The following is a 17,478-nucleotide window of genomic DNA, read 5'->3' on the forward strand; positions in this document are numbered from 1 at the left end:
TCCGCCGGCGCACCAGGCGCGCAGTGGATCCACCATCAAATGTTTGTTGGGGTTTGGCCGCCATGCTTCGGGCGCTTCCTGCTTCTCAGCGGAGCGTCCCGGCCGCGGCGACTCACATAACTGTACACACACCCAGCCGGGGGTGCAAGCCGGAATTGATGTGACCTCCTGCACGCTGCGCTGCCGCCGGCGGAAACACTTGAGGGCAGGCCGTGAATGGCCTGCCCTCAAGAGGTTCGGATGAATCAGAGTCCCGAGACAACCGCGGTTGCCAGGGTGCGCTTGCCGCGGCGCAGCAGCAGGTACTTGCCGTGCAGCAGCTCCTCGGTTCCGATTACGGCGTCGATCTCCGTGACCTTGCGGTTGTTCACGTAGGCACCGCCTTCGGTGATAGTCCGCCGGGCATCCGAGTTGGTCTTGGACAGGCCGGTAGCAACCAGCAGGTCGACGATGCCAAGTCCCGCAGCATCCACCTCAGCCCGCGGCAGCTCGGAGGTGGCTGCGGTGAGGGTCGCTTCGTCCAGCTCCTCCAGGGAGCCCTGGCCGAACAGGGCGGCCGACGCGGCGATGACCTTGTCGGTGGCATCAGTACCGTGCACCAGCGAGGTGACGTCGTAGGCCAGTGCGCGCTGTGCTTCACGCTTGTGCGGCGCCTCCGTCACTGCCCGTTCCAGTTCCTCGATTTCGGACTTGGTGCGGAAGGTGAAGACCTTGAGCCGGTCAATCACATCGGCGTCGGCCGTATTGAGCCAGAACTGGAACATGGCGTACGGGCTGGTCATCGTGGGATCCAGCCAGACGGCGTTGCCTTCGCTCTTGCCGAACTTGGTGCCGTCCGAGTTGGTGATCAGCGGCGTACCCAGGGCGTGCACGGTGGCGCCTTCGACCTTGCGCACCAGTTCGGTGCCGGAGGTGAGGTTGCCCCACTGGTCCGATCCGCCGGTTTCCAGGACACAGTCGTAGTCGCGGAAGAGCTGCAGGTAGTCCATACCCTGCAGGACCTGGTAGCTGAATTCCGCGTAGCTGATGCCTTCGTCGGAGTTCAGGCGCGAAGCCACGATCTCCTTCTTCACCATGGTTCCGACCCGGAAGTGCTTACCGATTTCCCGCAGGAAGTCCAGGGCGCTCATGGGCGCCGTCCAGTCCAGGTTGTTCACCATGCGGGCAGCGTTTTCACCCTCGAAGCTCAGGAACCGCTGGACCTGGCCCTGCAGGTAGCCGACCCACTCCGCCACCGTTTCCTTGGTGTTCATGGTGCGTTCCGCCGTCGGGCGCGGGTCCCCCACCAAACCGGTGGACCCGCCGACCAGGGCCAGAGGCTTGTGCCCGGCCAGCTGCAGCCGGCGCATGGTCAGCAGCTGCACCAGGTTGCCCAGGTGCAGGCTCGGCGCTGTGGGGTCGAAGCCGCAGTAATACGTGACGGGGTCTCCGCTGAGTAGCTTTTCAAGCTCCGCCTCATCGGTGGAGAGCTTAATCAGCCCTCTCCACTTCAGTTCCTGCCAGATGTTGGCAAAGGTCGGATCGTTCTGCTGGGCAGCAAGGCCCTCGGAGGTCTGGGTATTCTGTGGCACGCCTCTAAATTATCAGGATTCGCCGTCGGCTATCCCCGCCGGGATGCCGCGCTCCGCAATAAGACGCAGGCGCTGGGTCGGCCGCGTCATCGCGACGTAGAGATCCCCTACCTTGCCGGCAGCTGCGGTGAGCAGTTCCGAGGGCTCAAGGATCACGACGCCGTCGAACTCCAGTCCCTTGGCTTCCCGCGGAGAGATCACCACGATGTCCTGGCCCAGTCCGCCGGCACCGGTACCCACCCGGTTCCCGTAGACCCCCTTCAAGGCCTGGCGGACTTCCGCCAGGCGGTGATCCTCGGTGATGACGGCGAGCAGGCCGCCTTCCAGGGCAGCCAGGTCCCCGGGCAGCGTCTCGAGCAGCCGGGCGATCAGCCCGCCTTCCTCAACCGTGTCCAGGAACGGCGGCCACTGTCCTTCGCGGACGGCCTTCGGCGCGGAAACCACCAGTCCTGCAGCGTTGGCCATCCGGACAGCTGCCTCCGCAATCTGCGCGGGGGTGCGGTAGTTGACGGTGAGTTCCTCCAGCGTCCAGCGCTCCCCCACGAACGGGTCGAGCGCCTGCTGCCACGAGGTGGCACCGGCGGCGGAACTGGTCTGGGCGATGTCTCCCACCACGGTGAAGGACTTCAGCGGGCACCGGCGCATCAGCAGGCGCCACTGCATGGCGGAGAGTTCCTGCGCCTCGTCCACCACCACGTGCCCGAAAGCCCAGGTGCGGTCGACGGCGGCACGGTCCGCGGCGGTCAGCCGCTGCTCGGACTCCATATTGTGGTTGGCCAGGTCCTCGGCGGAGAGGATGCCGTGGGCGCCCGAATCCTCAAGGAAGCCTTCGGTGTTTTCAATCGCGCGCTCAGCGTTGGCCAGGTCCCGCTTGCGGGCTTCCTCCAGCGCGGCACTGTCCCGGCCGGCGGAGGGATCGAGGTCCCCCAGCAGTTCAGCGGCCTCATCGAGCAGCGGAATATCCGCTTCGGTCCAGGGCGCGTCCGGGGTGCGCATCAGCAGGGCACGCTCGGCATCGGTGAAGTCCGGCGCGGCGGCTTCCAGGTGTCCGGGCTTGCTGAACAGTTCGCTGATGAGCTTTTCCGGCGTCATCGGCATCCAGCACAGGTTCAATGCAATGCGTACATCCCGGGCGCTCCGCACGTCCTCGGCGAGATACGCACGGTCGGTGCTGTTTCCGGCACCGGCCGACTCTTCGAGCACCTCGGTCAGCTGGTCAGTGAGTTCGCGCAGCAGGATCTTCACGAACGTCACGCGGGCTTCGTTGTGGGGCTTGCCGGTGGCGCGTGCCCGGTCCCGGGCACGCTGGACCTGCTTCGGGGTCAGCGTGATCATGGTGCCGTCGACGTTCAACCGGCGCGGTTCCGCCAGGATCCGCTCGCGGTTGGCGACGGCGCGGTTGACGACGTCGGCCATGGACAGCCTGCCCTTGATCTCCGCAGCGGCAGCTGAATCCTCGCCTGTGGCCTTGATGCCCGGCATGAGCTGGCCAAGGCTGGACATTACGACGCCGGTTTCGCCCAGGGAGGGCAGCACCCGTTCGATGTAGTGGATGAAGGCGTTCGAGGGTCCCACGAGCAGGACGCCGGCTGATTTCAGGCGCTCCCGGTGGGTGTACAGCAGGTACGCGGCACGGTGCAGGGCGACGGCGGTTTTGCCGGTGCCCGGGCCGCCCTGAACCACCAGGGTGCCGGGCAGCGGTGCGCGGATAATCCGGTCCTGCTCGGCCTGGATGGTGCCGACGATGTCCGACATCTGGCCGGTGCGCTTGGAATTCAGGGCAGCCAGCAGGGCACCCTCGCCCTGTAGGTTGTCGCCGTCTTCCAGCATCGAGTAATCGAGCACGTCGTCTTCGAGGCCCTGGACGTCCCGGCCCTTGAGGATCAGGTGCCGGCGGCGGCGCACGCCCTGCCGCTCAAATGCCGTGGCCTGGTAAAAGGTGCCCGCTTCCGGTGCGCGCCAGTCCACCATCAACCGCTGCAGATCTGCGGTGGAGAGGCCGATCCGGCCAATGTAGCGGGTCTCGCCGTCGTCGAGGTCCAGCCGGCCAAAGACCAGCCGGTCATCGACGGCGTTCAGCTGCGCAAGCCGGTCCTCGTACATGGTGGCGAAGGCGTCGCGTTCGGACCGGTTCTGGTGGGAACCGGCGGAATGGGAGCGGCGGACCTGGGCCAGCTGCTCGCTTTTTTCCTCCCGCAGCTCATCGAGCCGGTGGTACAGGCCGGCCACGTAACGGCGCTCGTGGTCGAGCTCCGTTTGGACCGAAGACGTTTCAGGCATGTTCGCGTTCCCTCTCGCAAAGGCAGACCGTCTATCTTACCGTGCATCGGCACAATTTCCATGCCCTGTCCATAGTGCGTGTGGACGTTGCGTTCCGCGAACCGTATTCCGTTGCCGGATGGCGGATTCAGTAGGTGATCAGCGACCGGACGTTGTGGCCGGCGAGGGCTGCACGGCCGCCCAGTTCACCAAGTTCCAGCACGACCCCGAAGCCCGCGACGCTGGAGCCCGCACTCTCGATCAGGCGGGCGGCGGCAGCGAGCGTTCCGCCGGTGGCCAGGACGTCGTCCAGGATCAGGACACGGGATCCGGCGGGGATGTCCTCGACATGCAGCTCGAGGCTGTTCTGGCCGTACTCCATGTCATAGGTCTCGGTGTAGGTCTCCCGCGGCAGTTTTCCGGGCTTGCGGATAGTGATCACACCGCGTTCGGAGGCGTAGGCCGCTGCGGCGGCGAGCAGGAATCCGCGGGCTTCCACGCCGGCCACGAAGTCGAACTGTCCCTCGTATCCGGCCAGCAGTGCGTCCACCATGCCACGCAGCGCCGGTCCATCTGCGAAGACGGGAGTCAGGTCGCGGAACGTGATGCCCGGCTTGGGGTAATCCTGGACGACGGCGCCGAGGCGGTCGATGGTTTCGGCAATCGTTTCGGCGGCCTGAGGGGCCGGGGTTGCGGAAGTGTTGAGCGGGTTCGAAGCTGTGTGTTTCACCCATCTACCTTACCGGTCTGCCGCACCCGAAGCCCTGTCCTGCGGCTGCGCTGCTCCTCACAGCCGGCCGCCGCCCAGCCGTGCGGCAGACCGCACAGGCATCCGGAGGCAACCCGGCCCCGGCCCGTTGGTGGCCGGTCAGCCTACGCGCGCTTCGCCGTCGCCCCCGAAGCGCGTACCCGAGCCCGCTGTACCGCCGGCCGGTATTTGGAGACGCTCGGTTCGCCGGTCAGCCAAAACCGCCAGGGGTAGGCTTCTCCACCGCCTTCCCCGCTGACGCCAACCCGGGGACCGCAGGAAATCGCCTCCGCTGCGGCCGGTTCCGGCGGCAGTTCCAGCCGCAGCGGGGACGTGAAAACATCCGCGCCGTCCAGGCTGCGGTCTATGCCCAGTGCCTGGGTCAGCCGGGCCGGCCCGCGGGCCAGGTCCAGGGGTGATTTGGGCTGCTTGCGGCGCACTCCGGCGACGGCGTGGCCCTCAACGATTTCCCCGGCCCGCAGCAGCAGCCCGGTGGCCTGGCCCGGTTCGCCGCAGACGACGTTGGCGCAGTAGTGCATCCCGTAGGTGAAGTAGACGTAAAGGTGTCCGGCCGGGCCAAACATGGTGGAGTTCCGGGCCGACTTTCCGCGGAAGGCATGGGACCCGGGGTCCGCTGCTCCGAGGTACGCTTCCACCTCCGTGATCCGGACCGCGACGTCGCCCTCCTCGGATTCCCTGCGGAGGACGGCACCCAGCAGCCAGGGCGCGGCCTCGGTGGCAGGGATGGTCAGCCGGCTGCGTTGTTCTGCGGGATCCAGGCGTATCTGCTCCATCCTTCGACCGTAGCAAGAGCGGCGGCTGCGTAAAAAACCGGTTTGAGCGGCCGCGGGGTGTGTGCCGGCGTGCTGCGGAAGAGGCTAAGCAGAGGCACTGTAGAGCGCTTCGAGCGCCCGGAGGCGGTGGGAGTTCGGATGCGGGGTCTCCCCCAGCAGCCGGACTGCGGCCGAGTCCAGCGCCAGGTGCCAGGCAGCCATCAGAGCGGCCGTGTCCTGCGGGTTGCCGCCGTCGATCCGCTGGCGGATCCGCAGTTTGCCCACCCCATCCGCCTCTTCCACCGAAAAGTCTGCACCCTCGCCGAGGCGGAGGTTTCCGCCGGAACTTTCGACGGCGGCGGTAATGTCCTCAGCCGGAGCGTCGTACCAGCGTTCAAAGACCAGTGTGGTGTCCCCGGGGGTTTCTTCCAGGAAACCCATGGTCGGCGAGACGTCGAATTCCTTGGAATAGGCATCCCGCAGCGCCCGCCACTCGGCTGGCTGCTCCATGCCCGGCGGTGGAGTCCCAGCAGCCACCGCAGCGAACGCCAGCAGGATGCCCTGCCAGCCGGCGCTGCCCTCGGCAAGGAAATCCGCGGTGTCGGTGCGGGACCGGAACTGCAGCAGCGCACCGCCGTCGGACTCCAGCACCTGCCACTCCAGCACTGATTCCTCGCCGAGTTCATCATCCCAGGTGATTTGCAGACTGCTGCGGGGCGTGAGCTGCAGAACGGTGCCGGATATGCTGCCTCCGCCCATCTCCACAGTGTATTCCTTGCCCAGTTCCCAGTCCGGGGTGACGGATCCCAGCCACTGCTCGACTTTGCGCGGATTCGTCAGGACATCCCAGATATGCGCGGCGGGGTAGTCGAACTGTTTGTCGAAGGCCAGCGCCCAGCCGTCGCTCAGCTTTTCGATGCGGCCTGCGGGAACCGAGGGGTCCTCCCACCCGGAACGGCTGGACGATGATGCTTCAGACATGGCGGCCCTTCCGTAGATGCCATCTGCTGCACTACCTACCTTAGGGTGGGTGGGTCCGCTCTGGAAGGCGCGCCAAGTCGAAGCGCGGCCAAAGCTCAGCGCCCGTATCCGGGCGGCAGCCGGTAGCGGATGTGGTTCCGGTCCGCCCGGGCCTGCCAGAATTCGGTTTCCAGCGGCTGCAGCGCGTAGAGCTGCCACACCGGGTTGGGGCTGCCGTCTGCCCCGGGGCGCTCCTCCCAGTCCGCGGCCGATGCTTCTTCTGACAGCGGCACCACGCTGCCGGCGATGCGGACCTGGCGGCCCAGGGGCTGCCAGAAGAAGTTCATGGCCGCACGCGGGTTGGCCTCCAGCTCCCGGCCTTTGCGGGACGTGCGGGAGGTGGCGAACTGCCAGCCGTCGTCGTCGATGTCCTTCAGGATCAGCATGCGGGCCGAGGGACGGCCGGCGGGATCGGCCGTGGCCAGCGAGAAGGCATGGGGCTGCGGAATGCCGGCGGCCAGCGCTTCCCCGAGCCAGAGCCGGAACAGCACAGCGGGGTCATCCGGTGCGGTGTCCGGATCAAAGTCCGGGAGGGTGGCCGGGAAGTCGGGCAGGGCGCGCAGCAGGCGCCGGAACTCGGGGTTGGGCACGCTCACCACGGTATCGCCCAGGTCCCCGGAAGGGCAGAAACGGCTGCCGGTGAGTGACCGGGCAACCGTTTCCACCCCTGCGGGGTCAGGGATGCTACTGCGCGAAGGCGCGGGCCGCGGCCAGCTGCTTCTTCAGCTCGGCCAGCTGCGCCTCGACGGCGGAGCGGGCGGTGCCACCCTGCGCGCTGCGGCTGTCCAGCGACCCTTCGGTGGACAGCACCGACCGGACCTCCGGGGTCAGGTGCGCCGAGATCCCCGCGTAGTCCTCGTCGGTCAGGTCCCAGAGTTCGACGCCGCGGGATTCCGCGAGCTTCACGGCGGCACCGGAAAGTTCGTGCGCCTCGCGGAACGGAACCCCCTGGCGGACCAGCCATTCGGCAATGTCGGTGGCCAGCGCAAAGCCCTGCGGAGCCAGGGACTCCATACGTTCGGTGTTGAAAACCAGGGTGGCGATCATGCCGGACACAGCCGGGAGCAGCAGCTCCAGAGTGTCCGTGGCGTCAAAGACCGGTTCCTTATCTTCCTGCAGGTCCCGGTTGTACGCCAGCGGCAGGCCCTTCAGGGTGGCCAGCAGCCCGGTCAGGTCGCCGATCAGGCGGCCGGCCTTGCCGCGGGCCAGCTCGGCCACGTCCGGATTCTTCTTCTGCGGCATGATCGAGGAGCCGGTGGAGAACGCGTCGTCGAGCGTGACGAAGGAGAATTCCTTGGTGGCCCAGAGAATGATTTCTTCGCTGATCCGGGACAGGTCGACGCCGATCATCGCGGCGACCCAGGCATACTCGGCGTAGACGTCACGCGAAGCGGTGCCGTCGATCGAGTTCCAGGCGGCGGAGTCGAAGCCCAGGTCCGCGGCGACGGCGTTGGGATCCAGTCCCAGCGAGGAACCGGCCAGGGCTCCGGAGCCGTACGGGGACACCGCGGCGCGCTTGTCCCAGTCGGCCAGGCGCTGCACATCGCGCAGCAGGGCCCAGGCGTGCGCCAGCAGGTGGTGGCTCAGCAGCACCGGCTGGGCATGCTGCAGGTGGGTGCGTCCGGGCATGGCCACCCCAAGGTGCTTCTCGGCCTGCTCCACCAGTGAATCGACCGTAGCCAATACGCCGGCGGCGACGATCCGTGCGTGGTCGCGCAGGTACATCCGGCCCAGCGTGGCGATCTGGTCGTTGCGGGACCGGCCGGCGCGGAGCTTGCCGCCCAGCTGGGCTCCGGCGCGTTCGATCAGGCCGCGCTCCAGCGAACCGTGCACGTCCTCATCGGACTCGGCCGGCAGGTACGCGCCGGAACGCACATCGGCGTCGAGCGCATCCAGGGCGCCCAGCATGCCGGCCAGCTCGGCGTCGTCGAGCAGTCCGGCTTTGTGCAGCACCCGGGCGTGTGCCCGGGAACCGGCGATGTCATAGCCGGCAAGCCGCCAGTCGAAGTGGGTGGACTTGCTCAGGGCGGCCAGTGCGTCGGCCGGACCGCCGGCGAAACGCCCGCCCCACAAGGCACCCTGGACCGTGGAACCGCCGGAGGTATCCGGCGGCCCGGCAGGTGTATCGATTGACGGCTTGCCGTTATGCATGTGCTTACTTTCCTTCGGCGATACGCAGGTCGCGGGCCGAGGCGACCTTGGAGGACATTCCGAACAGCTCGATGAACCCACGGGCCATGGACTGGTCGAAGGTGTCGCCGGTGTCGTAGGTGGCCAGGTTGAAGTCGTACAGCGAGGACTCGGAGCGGCGGCCGGTGACGGTGGCGCGGCCGGCGTGCAGGTTCATGCGGATGTCGCCGGAGACATACTGCTGGGTGTCGGCAATGAAGGCGTCCAGGGAGTTCTTCAGCGGGGAGAACCACTGGCCGTCGTAGACCAGTTCGGTCCAGCGCTGGCCGACCGTCTTCTTGAAGCGGGCCTGCTCGCGCTCAACGGTGACGTTTTCGAGTTCGCGGTGCGCGGCCATCAGGGCCATGGCGCCGGGTGCTTCGTAGATTTCGCGGCTCTTGATGCCGACCAGGCGGTCTTCGACGATGTCGATCCGGCCGATGCCCTGGGCGCCGGCGCGGCGGTTCATCTCCTCGATGGCCTGCAGCGGCGTGACGGGCTTGCCGTCGATGGCCACGGGAACGCCTGCCTTGAAGGTGATGACCACTTCATCGGCGGCGATCCCGGAGTCGGGATCGGCGGTGTATTCGTACACGTCCGGGGTGGGCGCGTTCCAGATGTCTTCCAGGAAGCCGGTTTCCACGGCGCGTCCCCAGACGTTGGCGTCGATGGAGAACGGGTTCTTCTTGGTGGTGACGATCGGCAGGTTCTTTTCCTCGGCGAAGGCAATGGCCTTGTCGCGGGTCAGGGCCAGGTCGCGGACCGGGGCGATGCACTTCAGGTCCGGGCCCAGGGTCTGGATGCCGACCTCGAAGCGGACCTGGTCGTTGCCCTTGCCGGTGCAGCCGTGCGAGACGGTGGTAGCACCGAATTCGCGGGCCGCGGCCACCAGGTGCTTGACGATCACCGGGCGGGACAGCGCGGAGACCAGCGGGTAGGAATCCATGTACAGGGCGTTGGCCTGCAGGGCCGGCATGCAGTACTCGGCGGCGAACTCGTCGCGGGCGTCAGCCACGTAGGCTTCCACGGCGCCGCAGTCGAGCGCGCGCTGGCGAATGGTCTCCAGGGACTCGCCGCCCTGTCCGACGTCGACCGCCACGGCGATGACTTCGGCGCCGGTGGCCTCGGCGATCCAGCCAATGGCTACTGACGTATCCAGGCCACCTGAGTAGGCCAGAACAATACGTTCGCTCACGAATGTGCTCCTCTTGCGATTGGTGCAGCGTTGGTGCTGCGTTGGGTAGGAAAAGTTTGGGAAGCCTGTGGCCGGACTCACGCCGCGGGGTCAGCTTCTACAGTATGCGATTGTCCGGGGCCTGCCCGCTGGCGGTCGCCTCATCGGCGATGCTCAGGAAGCGGGCCGCCAGTTCGGCGCCGCCGTCCGGGTCCCGGGTGACCAGCAGGACGGTGTCGTCGCCTGCGAGCGTGCCCAGGATGGACGGCATGATGGAGTGGTCGATCGCCAGCGCCAGGAAATTCGCCGCTCCCGGCGGAGTCCGCAGCACCACGATGTTCCCGGAGGCTTCGGCGGTGACCAGCAGTTCCCCACAGAGCCGCGCCAGACGCGCATCGAGCACCTCCGGGCTGACGCCCGACTGCGGCGTGCGCTCCCCGCCCTCGGACGGAACGGCGTAGACCAGCACACCGTCCTTGCCCCGCATCCGGACGGCACCCAGTTCCACCAGGTCACGGGAGAGCGTGGCCTGGTTGACCTGCACGCCGTCGTCGGCGAGCAGCGCGGCCAGCTCCGCCTGGGACCGCACCGACAGACCGGTCAGCAGCGCACGGATGCGTGCCTGCCGGGCCGTCTTGGTGGTGGGCATGGTCATGCCGGGCCCTCCGGCACTCCGGTGAGTCCGGACTTGGCCATCAGCCAGAGCATGAGGGCTTTTTGGGCGTGCAGCCGGTTCTCTGCCTCGTCCCAGACCAGGGACTGTGGTCCGTCGATCACGTCGGCGGAGATCTCGTAGCCGCGGTAGGCGGGCAGGCAGTGGAGCACGACGGCGTCGTCCGCGGCCTGTGCCATGGCGTCGCCGTCCACGGCGTACTCGCGGAACAATTCCTGGCGGGCGGCCTTTTCATCCTCCTGGCCCATGGACACCCAGGTGTCGGTGGCGACCACATCGGCGCCGGCCAGGGCCTCGGAGGCGTCGGTGGTGATGAGCACCGATCCCCCGGTTTCCTCGGCGCGGGCCGCGGCGGCGTCGACCACCAGCGGATCCGGCAGGTAGCCCATCGGCCCGGCGACGCGGACGTGCATCCCCGCGGTGACGCCGGCGAGCAGGTAGGAGTTGGCCATGTTGTTGGCGCAGTCGCCCAGGTAGGTCAAGGTCAGACCGGCCAGCGTGCCTTTGTGCTCACGGATGGTCATCAGGTCCGCGAGGAGCTGGCAGGGGTGGTAATCATCGGAGAGCGCGTTGATCACCGGGACCGAGGAGTTCGCAGCCATTTCTTCCAGCCCGGACTGCGCGTAGGTGCGCCAGACGATGGTGGACACCATCCGCTCGAGCACCTTTGCGGTGTCCGCCACGGATTCCTTGTGCCCCAGCTGGGATTCCCCGGCGCCGATGATCAGCGGCACACCGCCCAGGTCCGCGATCCCGGCAGCGAAGGAAATCCGGGTGCGGGTGGAGGTCTTGTCGAAGATGACCGCCACGGTCTTGCGTCCGGTGGAGTCCCCGGCATACGGCTGGTATTTGTAGCGGTCCTTCTTCAGGGCGTCGGCCAGGTCCAGGACTTCGGCCTGTTCGGCCTGGGTCAGGTCGGTGTCAACCAGGAAATGGCGGGTCATGACTGTCCAATCGTCGTGGCCGCGGCGGCCTGCAGGATGGCGGGTAGTTCGTCGGTGAAGCTCATGGCCTGCTCGACGCCGAGGATCAGCGGCGGTGCCAGGCGCAGGGTCCGGGGACCGGTGGCGTTGATGATGAAGCCGGCCTCGAGGGCGGCGGTGACAGCGGCCGGAGCTGCTCCCTCCAGATCCGGCTCCAGGTCGATGCCGATCAGCAGCCCGCGGCCGCGGACCGAACTGACGCCGTCAACCTTTTCCAGAGCCGCACACAGCTGTTCCCCCGTGGTGTTCACGTTGGCGAGCACACCCTGGGACTCGATGGCGGCCAGTGTGGCCAGGGCCGCCGCCGTCGCCACCGGATTGCCGCCAAATGTCGTGCCGTGCTGGCCCGCGGTGAGCAGGGAGGAGACGCTGTCGCCGAAGGTGATGAGTCCCCCGATCGGGAAACCGGCGCCCAGTCCCTTGGCCAGGGTCATGGCATCCGGCAGCACACCCTCGGAGGCAAACCAGGTGCCGGTGCGGCCGATGCCGGTCTGCACTTCGTCGAAGATGAGCAGCGCGCCGGCTGCCTCGGTGATTTCCCGGGCGGCCTGCAGGTAGCCCTCGGGCGGCAGGTGCACTCCGGCCTCGCCCTGGATCGGTTCCATAAACACGGCGGCGACGGTCTCGTCGACGGCTGCGCGCAGGGCTTCGACGTCGCCGTAGGGGATGTGCTCGACGCCGGCGGGCAGCGGTTCAAACGGTTCCCGGTAAGCGGGCTTGGCGGTCAGTGCCAGCGCACCCATGGTCCGGCCGTGGAAGGCGTGGTCCATGGCGATGATCCGGCTCCGCTCGGGGGTGGAGTTGCGGCGGGCCAGCTTGAACGCTGCCTCGATGGCCTCGGTGCCCGAGTTGGAGAAGAAGACTTTGGAGCCCTCCGGCGCCTGGGCCAGCTGCAGCAGCTTCTCGGCCAGGGCAATCTGGGGAGGGCTGGTGAAGAAGTTCGAGACGTGGCCCAGAGTATTCAGCTGGCTGGCGATGACCGAGGTGACGAACGGGTGGGCGTGGCCCAGCGCGTTGACGGCGATTCCGCCGAGCAGGTCAAGGTAGGCCTTCCCATCGGCGTCCCAGACGTAGCAGCCGTGCCCGCGGACCAGCACCCGCTGGGGCGTGCCGAAGACACCCATCAGGGACTTGCTGTAGCGGGCCAGCCAGTCGCTGCCGGTGCCGGTCAGCTCGGTCAGCTGGGAGAGTTCGGGTGCGCCGGGAACAATTTCCGCGCCCGGCGCCTGGGGGGTGCTCATGCCTTTTCTCCATCCGGGACGATCTGGGTGCCGATGCCGGCAGTGGTGAAGACTTCCAGCAGCATGGAATGGGCCATGCGGCCATCCACGACGGCGGCGCGGTCCACACCGCCGTCGACCGCTGCCAGGCAGGCTTCCATCTTGGGAATCATGCCGGATTCCAGGCTGGGGAGCATGCTCCGCAGTTCACCGGCGGTCAGGGAGGAGATCAGCGAGGACTTGTCCGGCCAGTTGGCGTAAAGGCCTTCGACGTCGGTCAGGACCACCAGGCGGGAGGCACCCAGGGCCACAGCCAGGGAGGCGGCGGCCGTATCGGCATTCACGTTCAATACCTGTCCGGTGGGTGAGCCGGCGCCGTCGATTTCCGGGGCCACGGTGGAGATGACCGGGATCCGGCCGGCCTCGATGAGGTCCAGGATCGCTCCGGGGTTGACGCCGACGACTTCGCCGACAAGGCCCAGGTCCACTTCTTCGCCGTCCACAACGGTTCCGGTGCGGACGGCCTGCAGCAGCCCGCCGTCTTCCCCGGAGAGGCCGACGGCGTAAGGGCCGTGGGAGTTGATCATGCCGACCAGCTCGCGGCCAACCTGGCCGGTGAGCACCATACGAACGGCATCCATGGCTTCGGGGGTGGTGACGCGCAGGCCGCCCTTGAACTCGGATTCGATGCCCAGCCGGGCCAGCAGCGCGCTGATCTGCGGGCCGCCGCCGTGCACCACCACGGGGTGCACACCCACGTGGTGGAGAAAGACGATGTCTTCGGCGAACGCCTGCCGCAGCTCATCATTGACCATGGCGTTGCCGCCGTATTTGATCACCATGGTGCTGCCGGCGAACCGCTGGATCCAGGGCAGCGCCTCGATCAGCGTGGCCGCCTTGTCCTGCGCGGCCAGCTGTTCGCGGGCTTCGGTGGGGGTGCTCATAGGATCCTCGATCAGCTGCTGTAGGCGGAGTTTTCGTGGACGTAGTCCGTGGTCAGGTCATTGGTCCAAATGGTCGCGGATTCGGTTCCGGCTGCCAGGTCGATTTCGACGCTCACCGCCCGGCCGCTGAGGTCCACGTTTTCGCGCGGATCACCGATGCCACCGCCCCGGCAGACCTGGACACCATTGATCGAGACGTTGAGCTGGTCCGGTTCGAAGGCGGCGTCGGTGGTGCCGACGGCAGAGAGGACCCGGCCCCAGTTCGGGTCGTTGCCGAAGATCGCGGTCTTGAAGAGGTTGGAGCGGGCGACGGCGCGGGACGCCGTTTCGGCGTCAGCCACGGTTGCCGCGTTGACGGTCGTGATGGCGATGTCGTGGCTGGCGCCCTCGGCGTCGGTAATCAGCTGCTGGGCCAGGGAATGGCACACGTCGGTCAGGCCGCGGGTGAACTCTTCGGTGTCCGGGGTGGTGCCGGAGGCACCGGAGGCCAGCAGGACCACCGTGTCGTTGGTGGACATGCAGCCGTCGGAGTCGGTGCGGTCAAAGGTGACCGCGGTCGCCGAGCGCAGTGCGGCGTCGAGCGTCGGTGCATCGAGGAGAGCGTCGGTGGTGAGGACCACCAGCATGGTGGCCAGTCCGGGTGCCAGCATGCCGGCGCCCTTGGCCATCCCGCCGATCCGGTAACCGGTGCCGGCGAAGCCGGCCTGCTTGGAGACGGAGTCCGTGGTCATGATGGCCTCGGCAGCCAGCGCGCCGCCGTCGTTGGTCAGGGCCTGCACGGCAGTTTCCGCGCCGGGCAGGAGCTTGTCCATCGGCAGCTGCTCACCGATCAGGCCGGTGGAGCAGACCAGGACGTCGCCGGCGGAAACGCCCAGCAGCTCGGCTACCTTTTCCGCCGTGGCGTGGGTGTTCTGGAAGCCCTGCGGGCCGGTGCACGCGTTGGCGCCGCCGGAGTTCAGGAACACGGCGTCGGCCCGCCCGTCGGAGATGACCTGGCGGGACCAGTGCACCGGGGCGGCTGCCACCCGGTTGCTGGTGAAGACCGCGGCTGCGGCTTTCACGGGGCCGTCATTGACCACCAGGGCGACGTCGCGTCCGCCGGAGGCCTTCAGCCCGGCGGTGACGCCTGCTGCGCGGAAGCCGGCGGGTGCGGTGATGCCGGCGGTCTGGGAGCCGGTATGGATTTCGGTGCTCATTACGGTGCAACTCCCTGCAGGGTGAGGCCGGCGCCCTCATCGAGGCCGAGGGCGATGTTCATGGACTGGACGGCGCCGCCGGCGGTGCCCTTGGTGAGGTTGTCGATCACGGCGGAGACAATCACGCGGCCGGCGTGCGGATCGTAGGCGAGCTGCAGTGCGGCGTAGTTGGAGCCGACAACCATCTTGGTGGCCGGCCACTGGCCCTCGGGCAGCACCCGGACGAATGGTTCATCGGCGTAGGCGGTTTCCCAGGCCGCGCGCAGGGCGGCGGCGTCGACGCCGGGGCGTACCTTCGCCGTCGCGGTGGTGAGGATGCCGCGGGCCATCGGCGCGAGCGTCGGGGTGAAGGAAATGGAGACCTGCTCCCCCGCCGCGGCGGAGAGGCCCTGCTCGATTTCGGGGGTGTGCCGGTGTCCGCCGCCCACGCCGTAGGGACTCATCCCGCCCATCACTTCGGAGCCGAGCAGGTGCGGCTTGGCGGCCTTGCCCGCTCCGGAGGTGCCGGACGCGGCCACGATGACGACGTCGTCGGGCTCCAGCAGCCCTGCGGCGAAGCCGGGGGTCAGGGCGAGCAGGGACGACGTCGGGTAGCAGCCGGGGACCGCGATCCGTTTAGCGCCGCGGAGTTTTTCGCGGTGGCCGGGCAGCTCCGGCAGGCCGTAGGGCCAGGACCCGGCGTGCGGGGAGCCGTAGAACTTTTCCCAGGCGGCGGGATCGGTGAGCCGGTGGTCGGCACCGGCGTCGATCACCAGGGTGTCAGCACTCAGCTGCGCGGCGATTTCCGCGCTGGCGCCGTGCGGGAGCGCCAGGAAGACGACGTCGTGCCCGGCCAGGTTCTCCACCGTGGTGTCCACCAGGATGCGGTCGGCGAGCGCGTGCAGGTGCGGCTGCAGTTCTCCCAGCCGGGAACCGGCATTGCTGTGGGCGGTGATGGCGCCAATTTCGGCGTCGGGGTGTCCGGCGAGCAGGCGCAGGACCTCTCCCCCGGCGTAGCCACTGGCTCCTGATACGGCAACGGAAATCGTCATGTGCACCACACTACAACAACTTTATGCAAGACCCTTCATATTTATGCATTGTGACTGCGGGCAGGTCCGCCGGCGGTGACGGGCCTACGATGGTGTCCACATGCTGCCAGGTAAACACACCCCGAGCTGATTGAGGCAACCCATGCACAAAGCCATTGTCGTCCCCCAGGCCGGCGGACCCGGCGTCCTGCGCTATGAAGATGTGGACCTGCCGGTTCCCGGGCCGAACGAGCTGCTCGTGAAAGTGGCGGCCGCCGGCGTGAACTTTATCGACACCTACCAGCGCAGCGGTGTCTACAAGATGGACTACCCGTTCATTCCCGGTTCGGAGGCGGCCGGAACGGTGGTGTCCGCGGGCCTGGAGGTCGCCGCCTTCCGGGAAGGCGACCACGTGGCCACCGCTGAAGGAGGCGGCGCCTACTCCGAGTACATGCTGCTGGACGCGGACAAGGCCCTGCCGGTGCCGCCGGGTGTGGATATCAAGGTGGCGGCCGCGCTTCCGCTGCAGGGGATTACGGCGCACTACCTGTGCAATTCGACGTACCCGGTGCAGTCCGGGGAAACGGTGCTCACCCATGCCGGGGCCGGCGGCGTCGGCCTGCTGCTGATCCAGCTGCTCAAAGCGAAGGGCGCCACGGTGATCACCACGGTCTCCAGCGATGAGAAGGCCGAGTTGGCGGCCGGAGCGGGCGCGGACCACGTGCTGCGCTATGACGGATTCGCGGACCGGGTGCGGGAGCTGACCGACGGCCGCGGCGTGGATGTGGTGTTCGACGGCGTGGGCAAGGCAACCTTTGACGGTTCCCTGGCCAGCCTCCATCCGCGCGGCATGATGGTGCTGTTCGGCGGCGCGTCCGGCCAGGTACCCCCGTTCGACATCCAGCGGCTGAACGCCCTGGGCTCGCTCTACCTGACCCGGCCGACCATCCGGGATTACCTGCGCAGCGCCGAGGAACGCCAGTGGCGTGCCCGCGAGCTGTTCGAAATGGTGGAGGCCGGGACCCTGGATGTGCGGATCGGTGCGACCTATCCCCTGGCCGAGGCCGCGCAGGCGCAGGAGGATCTGGAGGGGCGTAAGACCACCGGCAAGGTGCTGCTGGTTCCGTAGCGTTTCCCGGCCCTGGTTCTTGGGCCTCCTCAGCGTCCCTGCGCGCCCGGCTTCTTGGTTTCCAGGTCCAAAGGCTTTCCTGCTGCGGGGCTCCCGGCTCCATGGTAGACATCTGCCATGAAACGTACCCGTCCAACGCTGCAGCGTGCCGAACCGTCGTACCGGATGCCCTCGAGCAACCCAGCGCCCGCCGGCCGCGATGAGCGCTGAGGACCGGGACAGCGTCACGATGCTCGACGCCGGGAGCATCGTCCTCGTCGTCGCCGGCGCTCTGTGCGCCACCCTGTTTAGCCTGCCGCCAAGATCCCAGCTGGCCCAGGCCACACCGCTCCTCTTCGGATTCGCCCACACCGTCCGAGTGATCGTGGACCGCCAGGCCGCCGCCCGGCAGGAAACCGTGCGAACCGTCAAACCCAAAGGCAAGCGCCTGGGATCCGCGGCATGGCTGGGAGCTGTCATCGTTCCGGTACTTCACTTCAGCGCGGTTCCGGGGCATGGTTGGTTAGCCCTCGGTTATCTGTTCGTAGGCCTGGGCCTAGGCACTTCGTCGCTGGTGGAGAGCCGGAAAACAGATCAAGAGGATCCTGTCGACAACGATCCTTAGCGGAA

The 17,478-nt window shown here is 67.7% G+C and carries 16 protein-coding genes; 2 read left to right on the forward strand and 14 right to left on the reverse strand.

Annotated features, from left to right (window positions below):
- Positions 1 to 245 precede the first annotated feature (245 nt).
- The 14 genes from tyrS to argC all read right to left on the reverse strand — a co-directional run bounded on the left by tyrS (position 246) and on the right by argC (position 15,761).
- On the reverse strand, positions 246 to 1,571 hold the full coding sequence (gene tyrS / locus H9638_RS03375) for a tyrosine--tRNA ligase (RefSeq protein WP_191745823.1): 1,326 nt from the start codon (positions 1,569 to 1,571) through the stop codon (positions 246 to 248).
- A gap of 12 nt (positions 1,572 to 1,583) precedes the next feature.
- Positions 1,584 to 3,851, reverse strand: coding sequence for a HelD family protein (locus H9638_RS03380; protein WP_191745824.1), 2,268 nt, complete (start codon positions 3,849 to 3,851; stop codon positions 1,584 to 1,586).
- Positions 3,852 to 3,978: 127 nt separating this feature from the next.
- A complete protein-coding gene (locus H9638_RS03385) occupies positions 3,979 to 4,494 on the reverse strand; it encodes an adenine phosphoribosyltransferase (protein ID WP_191746315.1) in 516 nt (171 codons plus the stop codon).
- Positions 4,495 to 4,703: 209 nt separating this feature from the next.
- Entirely contained in the window at positions 4,704 to 5,372 is a 669-nt protein-coding gene (locus H9638_RS03390) for a DNA-3-methyladenine glycosylase (RefSeq protein ID WP_191745825.1), read from the reverse strand.
- 84 nt (positions 5,373 to 5,456) lie between these two features.
- On the reverse strand, positions 5,457 to 6,332 hold the full coding sequence (locus tag H9638_RS03395; RefSeq protein ID WP_191745826.1) for an SRPBCC domain-containing protein: 876 nt from the start codon (positions 6,330 to 6,332) through the stop codon (positions 5,457 to 5,459).
- Between the two features lie 95 nt (positions 6,333 to 6,427).
- Entirely contained in the window at positions 6,428 to 6,961 is a 534-nt protein-coding gene (locus H9638_RS03400; RefSeq protein ID WP_191746316.1) for a pyridoxine/pyridoxamine 5'-phosphate oxidase, read from the reverse strand.
- A gap of 94 nt (positions 6,962 to 7,055) precedes the next feature.
- Complete coding sequence (argH, locus tag H9638_RS03405) at positions 7,056 to 8,522, reverse strand: argininosuccinate lyase (protein WP_191745827.1); 1,467 nt, start codon at positions 8,520 to 8,522, stop codon at positions 7,056 to 7,058.
- A 4-nt stretch (positions 8,523 to 8,526) separates the two neighbouring features.
- The gene (locus tag H9638_RS03410) at positions 8,527 to 9,735 is read right to left on the reverse strand and encodes an argininosuccinate synthase (protein ID WP_191745828.1); all 1,209 of its coding nucleotides are present in this window, start codon (positions 9,733 to 9,735) and stop codon (positions 8,527 to 8,529) included.
- A gap of 97 nt (positions 9,736 to 9,832) precedes the next feature.
- Positions 9,833 to 10,369, reverse strand: coding sequence for an arginine repressor (locus tag H9638_RS03415; RefSeq protein WP_191745829.1), 537 nt, complete (start codon positions 10,367 to 10,369; stop codon positions 9,833 to 9,835).
- Entirely contained in the window at positions 10,366 to 11,331 is a 966-nt protein-coding gene (gene argF / locus H9638_RS03420; RefSeq protein WP_191745830.1) for an ornithine carbamoyltransferase, read from the reverse strand. Before argF ends, H9638_RS03415 begins: the two co-directional genes overlap by 4 nt.
- On the reverse strand, positions 11,328 to 12,611 hold the full coding sequence (locus H9638_RS03425) for an acetylornithine transaminase (protein ID WP_191745831.1): 1,284 nt from the start codon (positions 12,609 to 12,611) through the stop codon (positions 11,328 to 11,330). Before H9638_RS03425 ends, argF begins: the two co-directional genes overlap by 4 nt.
- Positions 12,608 to 13,534, reverse strand: coding sequence for an acetylglutamate kinase (argB, locus tag H9638_RS03430; protein WP_191745832.1), 927 nt, complete (start codon positions 13,532 to 13,534; stop codon positions 12,608 to 12,610). Before argB ends, H9638_RS03425 begins: the two co-directional genes overlap by 4 nt.
- A gap of 11 nt (positions 13,535 to 13,545) precedes the next feature.
- Positions 13,546 to 14,730, reverse strand: coding sequence for a bifunctional glutamate N-acetyltransferase/amino-acid acetyltransferase ArgJ (gene argJ, locus H9638_RS03435; RefSeq protein ID WP_191745833.1), 1,185 nt, complete (start codon positions 14,728 to 14,730; stop codon positions 13,546 to 13,548).
- Positions 14,730 to 15,761: an N-acetyl-gamma-glutamyl-phosphate reductase gene (argC, locus tag H9638_RS03440; RefSeq protein WP_191745834.1), complete on the reverse strand. Its 1,032-nt coding sequence runs from the start codon at positions 15,759 to 15,761 to the stop codon at positions 14,730 to 14,732. The genes argJ and argC overlap by 1 nt, the downstream gene beginning before the upstream one ends.
- A 142-nt stretch (positions 15,762 to 15,903) precedes the next feature.
- Between argC and H9638_RS03445 the strand changes: the two genes are divergently transcribed.
- Entirely contained in the window at positions 15,904 to 16,869 is a 966-nt protein-coding gene (locus tag H9638_RS03445) for a quinone oxidoreductase family protein (RefSeq protein ID WP_191745835.1), read from the forward strand.
- Between the two features lie 199 nt (positions 16,870 to 17,068).
- On the forward strand, positions 17,069 to 17,473 hold the full coding sequence (locus tag H9638_RS03450; RefSeq protein ID WP_191745836.1) for a hypothetical protein: 405 nt from the start codon (positions 17,069 to 17,071) through the stop codon (positions 17,471 to 17,473).
- Positions 17,474 to 17,478 lie beyond the last annotated feature (5 nt).

The organism is Arthrobacter pullicola, assembly GCF_014836875.1.
Lineage (GTDB): Bacteria > Actinomycetota > Actinomycetes > Actinomycetales > Micrococcaceae > Arthrobacter_B > Arthrobacter_B pullicola.

Bases quoted from the DNA above. Each gene is read 5' to 3' on its own strand.
- H9638_RS03390 (WP_191745825.1), bottom strand. From the start codon at position 5,372: ATGGAGCAGATACGCCTGGATCCCGCAGAACAACGCAGCCGGCTGACC.
- H9638_RS03450 (WP_191745836.1), top strand. From the start codon at position 17,069: ATGAGCGCTGAGGACCGGGACAGCGTCACGATGCTCGACGCCGGGAGC.
- argF (WP_191745830.1), bottom strand. From the start codon at position 11,331: ATGACCCGCCATTTCCTGGTTGACACCGACCTGACCCAGGCCGAACAG.
- argH (WP_191745827.1), bottom strand. From the start codon at position 8,522: ATGCATAACGGCAAGCCGTCAATCGATACACCTGCCGGGCCGCCGGAT.
- H9638_RS03380 (WP_191745824.1), bottom strand. From the start codon at position 3,851: ATGCCTGAAACGTCTTCGGTCCAAACGGAGCTCGACCACGAGCGCCGT.
- H9638_RS03425 (WP_191745831.1), bottom strand. From the start codon at position 12,611: ATGAGCACCCCCCAGGCGCCGGGCGCGGAAATTGTTCCCGGCGCACCC.
- argB (WP_191745832.1), bottom strand. From the start codon at position 13,534: ATGAGCACCCCCACCGAAGCCCGCGAACAGCTGGCCGCGCAGGACAAG.
- H9638_RS03395 (WP_191745826.1), bottom strand. From the start codon at position 6,332: ATGTCTGAAGCATCATCGTCCAGCCGTTCCGGGTGGGAGGACCCCTCG.
- argC (WP_191745834.1), bottom strand. From the start codon at position 15,761: ATGACGATTTCCGTTGCCGTATCAGGAGCCAGTGGCTACGCCGGGGGA.
- H9638_RS03415 (WP_191745829.1), bottom strand. From the start codon at position 10,369: ATGACCATGCCCACCACCAAGACGGCCCGGCAGGCACGCATCCGTGCG.
- H9638_RS03445 (WP_191745835.1), top strand. From the start codon at position 15,904: ATGCACAAAGCCATTGTCGTCCCCCAGGCCGGCGGACCCGGCGTCCTG.
- argJ (WP_191745833.1), bottom strand. From the start codon at position 14,730: ATGAGCACCGAAATCCATACCGGCTCCCAGACCGCCGGCATCACCGCA.